This window comes from Erwinia sp. Leaf53 (assembly GCF_001422605.1).
GTDB lineage: Bacteria > Pseudomonadota > Gammaproteobacteria > Enterobacterales > Enterobacteriaceae > Erwinia.
This window is the reverse complement of sequence record NZ_LMLK01000017.1, coordinates 1-1,809: the sequence shown is the minus strand read 5'-3', so window position 1 is coordinate 1,809 and position 1,809 is coordinate 1. Positions and strand designations below refer to the sequence as shown.

Below are 1,809 nucleotides of genomic sequence, written 5' to 3'. Positions count from 1 at the left end.
GCGCAGGCGCGGTGGGGCACCGGCAGCGCGATCCAGCAGGGCATCCAGGCGGCGACGGCGGCGGTGCAGGGCCTGGCGGGCGGCAGCATGGCGCAGGCGCTGAGCGGCGCGTCGGCACCGTACCTGGCGGAGCAGATCCACCGTCTTACGCAGGGCAACCCGCCGGCGCAGGCGGTTGCGCACGCGGTGCTGGGTGCGGTAACCTCATATGCCTCGGGCAACGGCGCGCTGGCGGGCGCGGCGGGCGGCGTGAGCGGCGAGCTGATGGCGCAGCTGGTGATGCAGCGGCTGTACCCGGGCAAAACGGTCAGCGAGCTGACGGAAGAGCAGAAGCAGACGGTCAGCACGCTGGGTACGCTGGCGGCGGGGCTTGCTGGCGGCATCGCGGGCGGCAGCACGGCGGATGCGGTTGCTGGGGCGCAGGCGGGGAAAAATTCGGTTGAGAATAACTCGCTGTCGGGGGACCAGGCCCGTGAAACAGTAAAACAGGCTGCCGAATCCCTGAAGGAGCAGGTCAGGGATAAGCTTGGAAACAGCACAACCTCGTCCATCGCAAACAGTATCATCACTGCCCTTGCTGACAGCGGCGATGCCGCCTTAGGTTCAGCTGATTACGTTGCGGATGCAGCAATGGCGCTGGCTTCCTGTGCAGCCGGAGACAGCTACTGCAGCCAGGCGCTCAGCGATCTGTCCGGTAAGAACCAGGCGGTGGCAGACAGCGTTAAAGCGCTGATGAGCAGCGATACCTGGTCGGCAGTAAAAGACACGGTAGTTCAGGCGTCTGAAGGAAACCAGGCGGCGCTGGAAGCCACGGGTGGAATGCTGGCCGGGATAATCCTGCCGGGCAAGAAAGTACCTGGTGCTCTGAAAACTGTTGATCCGACGATTAAAATTGCGACAGGTGTAACTGTTGGTGAGTTTGAGGCAAGCCTGTTTAAATTAGTGCCGGGAGAACGAGTTGCTGTGGTAAAACAAACCGCTGCTAGAGTTGTCGCAGAGCAGGGAATGATTAAGGATAACAAGTTAACTAAAATGAATAATCGTGATGTTTACCGAGGCACAGATGGTAATTTATATGCTCTCGATACTCAGCATGGTCGTTTTGAAGTTGTTAGCCCTCAAGGTAAACATATCAAAGAAATTAACTTTGCCATGAAGGAAATACCTGATAGTAAGGACAAATCTGGTGGGCACAATTTGAGGGTTAAGTGATGGAATGCATCAGAAAATTGATTAATTATCCAGAAAAGTCAATACGAAGAGGGCGGGTTTTTAGATTGCCGGCAGTATGGCCATACGAAAGTGTCGTAGATTTTATGGTAATAGATTTGGCTCATACGCATGGATTGGTTGTCTCATCAGGATTTAAAGCTGGTTCAATGCTGGTTGAATTACCGCTGGAAAGCGCCTCTACAGAAGGACATGCTTTAAGCACAGAATGGATAATTAATAATTGGTCGAAGTGGATTTATCCAGAATGTAACGTTGAGGATGTTTACATTCTTGATGAATATGTAGCTACGCCCATTGCATAAAAAATGATCCCGGCCACCGAGCCGGGATTTTACTTTACAACCAGCCAGTTACCGCTGTTCCACCCGCTTCTGTCCCCCCGCAATCACCTGAATAAACTCGGTAATCTGCCGCTGCCTGCGGGCTGAAAGCTTCCCGCAGGCACGGCGCAGGGTGCTCAGCACTTCCGGCTCCTGGTCCGGCTGTGGCTCCTGCGCGGTCAGGATCAGGCAGCCGGGCGAGACCCGGACGTAAACCTGCGTGCCGGTCTCAAACCCCGCCTCCCTCAGCCAGCGT

The 1,809-nt window shown here is 55.8% G+C and carries 3 protein-coding genes; 2 read left to right on the top strand and 1 reads right to left on the bottom strand.

Annotated features, from left to right (window positions below; genetic code table 11):
* Both ASF13_RS25230 and imm45 read left to right on the top strand, forming a co-directional pair.
* A partial coding sequence (locus ASF13_RS25230; RefSeq protein ID WP_162237192.1) for a VENN motif pre-toxin domain-containing protein occupies positions 1-1,212 on the top strand: 1,212 nt, incomplete at its 5' end.
* A complete protein-coding gene (gene imm45, locus ASF13_RS23510; protein ID WP_072166366.1) occupies positions 1,212-1,535 on the top strand; it encodes an Imm45 family immunity protein in 324 nt (107 codons plus the stop codon). The genes ASF13_RS25230 and imm45, both read left to right, overlap by 1 nt.
* 48 nt (positions 1,536-1,583) lie before the next feature.
* Here imm45 and ASF13_RS11645 read toward each other — a convergent pair.
* A partial coding sequence (locus ASF13_RS11645; protein WP_072166365.1) for a SymE family type I addiction module toxin occupies positions 1,584-1,809 on the bottom strand: 226 nt, incomplete at its 5' end.

Bases quoted from the DNA above. Each gene is read 5' to 3' on its own strand.
- imm45 (WP_072166366.1), top strand. From the start codon at position 1,212: ATGGAATGCATCAGAAAATTGATTAATTATCCAGAAAAGTCAATACGA.